This is a genomic window from Syntrophomonas sp. (genome assembly GCF_028707975.1).
GTDB lineage: Bacteria > Bacillota > Syntrophomonadia > Syntrophomonadales > Syntrophomonadaceae > Syntrophomonas.
This window is the reverse complement of sequence record NZ_JAQVZX010000138.1, coordinates 1-4,077: the sequence shown is the minus strand read 5'-3', so window position 1 is coordinate 4,077 and position 4,077 is coordinate 1. Positions and strand designations below refer to the sequence as shown.

The 4,077-nt window shown below is 46.7% G+C and carries 6 protein-coding genes; 3 read left to right on the top strand and 3 right to left on the bottom strand.

Annotation, left to right across the window (positions count from 1 at the left end; genetic code table 11):
- On the top strand, positions 1–359 hold a 359-nt coding region (locus tag PHP87_RS11175), incomplete at its 5' end, for an HD domain-containing phosphohydrolase (protein ID WP_299921376.1).
- Between the two features lie 146 nt (positions 360–505).
- On the opposite strand, the gene PHP87_RS11170 is transcribed toward PHP87_RS11175, so the two are convergent.
- From PHP87_RS11170 to PHP87_RS11160, 3 genes are all read right to left on the bottom strand, one after another.
- A complete protein-coding gene (locus PHP87_RS11170; protein ID WP_299921374.1) occupies positions 506–1,900 on the bottom strand; it encodes a nucleoside recognition domain-containing protein in 1,395 nt (464 codons plus the stop codon).
- Entirely contained in the window at positions 1,888–2,667 is a 780-nt protein-coding gene (locus PHP87_RS11165) for a FeoB small GTPase domain-containing protein (RefSeq protein WP_299921372.1), read from the bottom strand. Before PHP87_RS11165 ends, PHP87_RS11170 begins: the two co-directional genes overlap by 13 nt.
- A 118-nt stretch (positions 2,668–2,785) precedes the next feature.
- Complete coding sequence (locus PHP87_RS11160) at positions 2,786–3,037, bottom strand: FeoA family protein (RefSeq protein WP_299921370.1); 252 nt, start codon at positions 3,035–3,037, stop codon at positions 2,786–2,788.
- Positions 3,038–3,370: 333 nt separating this feature from the next.
- Here PHP87_RS11160 and PHP87_RS11155 point away from each other — a divergent pair, with 333 nt between their 5' ends.
- Both PHP87_RS11155 and PHP87_RS11150 read left to right on the top strand, forming a co-directional pair.
- Complete coding sequence (locus PHP87_RS11155; protein ID WP_299921368.1) at positions 3,371–3,760, top strand: AbrB/MazE/SpoVT family DNA-binding domain-containing protein; 390 nt, start codon at positions 3,371–3,373, stop codon at positions 3,758–3,760.
- Between the two features lie 2 nt (positions 3,761–3,762).
- Positions 3,763–4,074: a type II toxin-antitoxin system RelE/ParE family toxin gene (locus PHP87_RS11150; RefSeq protein ID WP_299921366.1), complete on the top strand. Its 312-nt coding sequence runs from the start codon at positions 3,763–3,765 to the stop codon at positions 4,072–4,074.
- Positions 4,075–4,077 lie beyond the last annotated feature (3 nt).

The window sequence follows — 4,077 nt, the reverse complement described above, 5'->3', positions numbered from 1 at the left end:
AGCTTACTGCTGAGGAATGGGAAAGTATCAAAAAGCACCCGGAAATAGGTTACCGCATTGCCCTGACTTCTTCGGAGCTCGCTCCTATTGCCGAAGCGATACTGGCCCACCACGAACGCTGGGATGGCAACGGTTACCCGCTCAAGCTGAAGAAAGAGGAAATCCCGCTGATATCCCGGATTATATCCATTGCTGATGCCTTTGATGTAATGCTTTGCGGTCGTCCTTATAAGAAAGCTCTGGAACGGCAGAAAGTATTGGATGAAATCAAGCGCTGTTCCGGAACCCAGTTTGACCCTGAGTTGGCCCATATTTTTCTCAGCTTTGCGTCCTCCAACTTCTTTATGCTCAGCCACTGATAATCTGATCCGGCTTTAAGATAAAGCTGGATATACGGTATCCAGCACAGGTTTTCATCATATATATCAAGGTCATTGATTTATTTGTTCTGCTATTTTATGGCTTTCATCTGCCGTTCACGCCGCGAAAACACATTAATCTTATCCTAGCGCATAATAATCTGTGTTCCCTGGTTAATTAACAAAGTAACAACTATGCCCAGACCCAGGGGAAGCAAAGCGGACAGCAAGGTCCAGCGAGCACTGCGGGTCTCTTTGAAAATGGTATAAAGAGTGGTGCCGCAGGGAAAATGGAGTAGTGAAAACAGCATGACGCAGAGGGCGGTAATCCAGGTCCAGCCATGATCCAGTAATAAAATTCGCAATGCGTTCAGGCTGTCCAATTCCAGCATGCTGCCGGCGGAGATATAGCCCATGATAAGGATGGGCAGGACAATCTCATTGGCGGGCAACCCCAGGAGGAAAGCGATGAGGATAACGCCGTCCATGCCCATTAGCTGGCCCAGGGGGTTCAGCCAGCCCACTATTAATGCAAAAACAGTGGTTTCGCCAAGAAAACTATTAGCCAGTATCCAGGTCAGGGCTCCCGCCGGGGCGGCGATGACCACGGCCCGCCAGAGAACGAACAGGGTGCGGTCCAGCAGGGAACGGATAAGGATTTGACCCAGTTGGGGCCGGCGAAAGGGAGGAAGCTCCAGGACAAAAAAGGAAGGTATTCCGCGCAAAAGGGTGCGGGATAGCAAAGATGAAACCAGCAGGGTAGTTGCTATGCCGGTCATAATTATTGCTACCACTGCCAGGGTAGCCAGTACGGAGCTATAAGCTTGGGAAACCAGGGTACCCATAAAGATCGTAGACAGGGCGATGAGCGTGGGAAAGCGGCCGTTGCAGATGGAGAAGGTATTGGTGAGTATGGCTATCAATCTCTCCCGGGGGGAGTCGATAATGCGGCAGGAAATAACCCCGGCAGCATTGCAGCCAAAGCCCATGCACATGGTTAAACACTGCTTGCCATGAGCTCCCGCCCGGCAGAAGAGCTTATCCATGTTAAAAGCTACCCGGGGCAGGTACCCCAGGTCTTCCAGCAGGGTAAAAAGAGGGAAGAATATGGCCATAGGGGGAAGCATAACTGAAACTACCCAGGCCAGTGAACGATACATACCCTGTATCAGCAGCCCGGTCAACCAGGCCGGCGCGTTTACGGCCAGAAAAAGGGCAGTAAGCTGCTCTTCCAGCCAGAACAGGCCGGTGGCCAATAGCTGCGAAGGATAGTTGGCTCCCGTTATGGTAATCCAGAGAATCAATGTTAGAAGAAGCAACATAATGGGAAAGCCCAGCCAGCGGGAGGTAAGAATATTGTCCAGTCTGGCCTCCAGGCCGGTGTACTGTGAGTTTTTACTTTTAACTACCTGGGCCGAGATACTCTCAGCCTGCTGGTAGATACCACTTACTATCCGGTCTTTTATATTAGCTGTATTAGTGGGAAGAAGAGGTTCAATTTCTTGGAGTACGGATAAGCCCGGGTTGTTTATGGTAGACATAAGGCCACTTCCTCCTTCAATACTTGCCGGGGAAAATCATTGTTTTTATGGTTGCTTATATGCTCCAGGATGCTGAAATCCCTTTCCAATACCCGCAGAGCCACCCAGCGGCTGTTAATCCAAGTCGGCAGGTAAGGAGCCAGTCTTTTTTCAATCTTATTTATGGATCTTTCCAGCTCCGGATCATAAACAAGCTGCCGTGGCCGGATGGCTACTTTACCGGCCAGCATATCGTCCAGAACATTTATTAAGCTCTCTAAACCCCTCCCGCTGCGGGCGGCGGTACCAACTGCCGGTATTCCCAGCTGCCGGGCCAGCATGGCAATATCTACCTGAATTCCTTTTCTTTCGGCTTCATCCAGAAGGTTAACACAGACTACTACCCGGCTGGTAATCTCCAATATCTGCAGTACCAGGTTCAGGTTGCGCTCCAGGCAGGTGGCATCACATACTACCAGAGTGATATCGGGGCGAGAAAAACAGATGAAATCGCGAGCTACCTCTTCATCGGAAGAGCTGGTATGCAGGGAATAGGTTCCAGGCAGGTCCACCAGGGTATAATGCCGGTTGCGGTGGGAAAAAGTACCCTCAGCCTTTATTACCGTTTTCCCCGGCCAATTGCCGGTATGTTGCTTCAGCCCGGTTAAACGGTTAAACACAGTGCTCTTGCCCACATTAGGGTTGCCGGCTAAGGCTATAACGAAATTATTTTGCTTATCTGGGTTATTTTTAGTGGACTCAGATAAAGGGGTGGTATTAATCGTCATGAAATACTCCTTTCACATTGTAAATCAATCAGAAAAGTGAGGAGTCAGTTTTCTCCTGCTACACCTTACTGTTCAAGCGCATCCTAATTCACCTTTCATTAATGCTTGTGTCCTCAGGTCACGGGAAGTCAAATTGCATTGTATCCACCAGGATTTGAGCGGCATCTTCATTGCGCAGGGCTATTACTGTACCCTTAACTAAATAAGCAGTAGGATTGCCGGAGGGGCTGCGCCGGATAATATCAACTCTTGCACCTGGTACCAGGCCCAGGTCGAGAAGCCGGCGGCGATTGCTGCCTGGAGTCAAGATTTCCGCAATCCGGACACTGGCTCCGATGGGGATATCGGCCAGGGATAGAGTATGGGGCATAGTTCTTTCACCACTTTCGATTAGCCGACCAATATTTTTTACCCGGCATTTTTCATTAAAGCTGTATGCGGGTAAAAATGTTGCACCGGGCTAACTTTAAAATCTAAATTAATATATTAGCCTGCAAGTAATTTGGTGTTTGTCCGCGGATGAAAAAGAAATTCACCGGGCACTCAGTATCACATTCTTCGTGGGACACCATGATATTTTCAAGCAGTATTAGCACGGATTATGCGCTTAAGAACTGGTTCTGTACTTAAAATGAAAATATATGCTATACTTCAGTAAGGAAAGGTAAGGAAAAGGTATAGGGATATACGGGGGTGTATATAAATGAGTGCAGAACTAACGATAAGGGAGAGCGTTATGCCCGAAAGCAGGCTGGGGAAGATTACTTCAAAGCGTCAACTTACGATTCCTAAAGATTTTTTTGATAAATTGGGTTTATCAGGCGATGTAGAAATAATTCTTGATAAGGATGAGTTGCGTATTAGGAAATACCAGCGATTAGAAGATTCTCATGATTATCTTGCGGATTTAGTTTTAAAATCTATCCTGGATGAAGGAATTGAGGGCAAGGAAGAAATTCTGAAAGCGTTCAGGTTGCGCATGAAATTATTGCCCCTGGCAGTGCAGGACTATGTTGAAGATATACGAAATAAGGTTGCCCATGATAATCGTACGCCCGAAGAGTTAGATAAGGTGCTCTTTGGTGAGCAATAGTTATGATAGATTATAAGGTATCTCCAAAAGCAGAAAAGTATTTTAAAAAGCTCAAAGATGGGAAATTAAAGAAGAAATATCATGAGGCAATAATAGCCATACGTATAAATCCTTCAATAGGGAAACCCAAAAAGGGAGATCTTAAAGGAATTATCGGGTACGACATATACCACGATGGCGTTAATTATGAAATTGCTTATGAGGTTATAGAACAGGACGGGCAGTTGCTTATTATTATTCTGGCGGGTACACGAGAGAATTTTTATGATGAATTAAAGATATATTTGAAAAAGCGTATAAAAGAAACTGAATAAGAA

Coding starts and splice junctions, on each gene's coding strand:
- PHP87_RS11170 (WP_299921374.1), bottom strand. CDS start 1,900: ATGTCTACCATAAACAACCCGGGCTTATCCGTACTCCAAGAAATTGAA.
- PHP87_RS11165 (WP_299921372.1), bottom strand. CDS start 2,667: ATGACGATTAATACCACCCCTTTATCTGAGTCCACTAAAAATAACCCA.
- PHP87_RS11160 (WP_299921370.1), bottom strand. CDS start 3,037: ATGCCCCATACTCTATCCCTGGCCGATATCCCCATCGGAGCCAGTGTC.
- PHP87_RS11155 (WP_299921368.1), top strand. CDS start 3,371: ATGAGTGCAGAACTAACGATAAGGGAGAGCGTTATGCCCGAAAGCAGG.
- PHP87_RS11150 (WP_299921366.1), top strand. CDS start 3,763: ATGATAGATTATAAGGTATCTCCAAAAGCAGAAAAGTATTTTAAAAAG.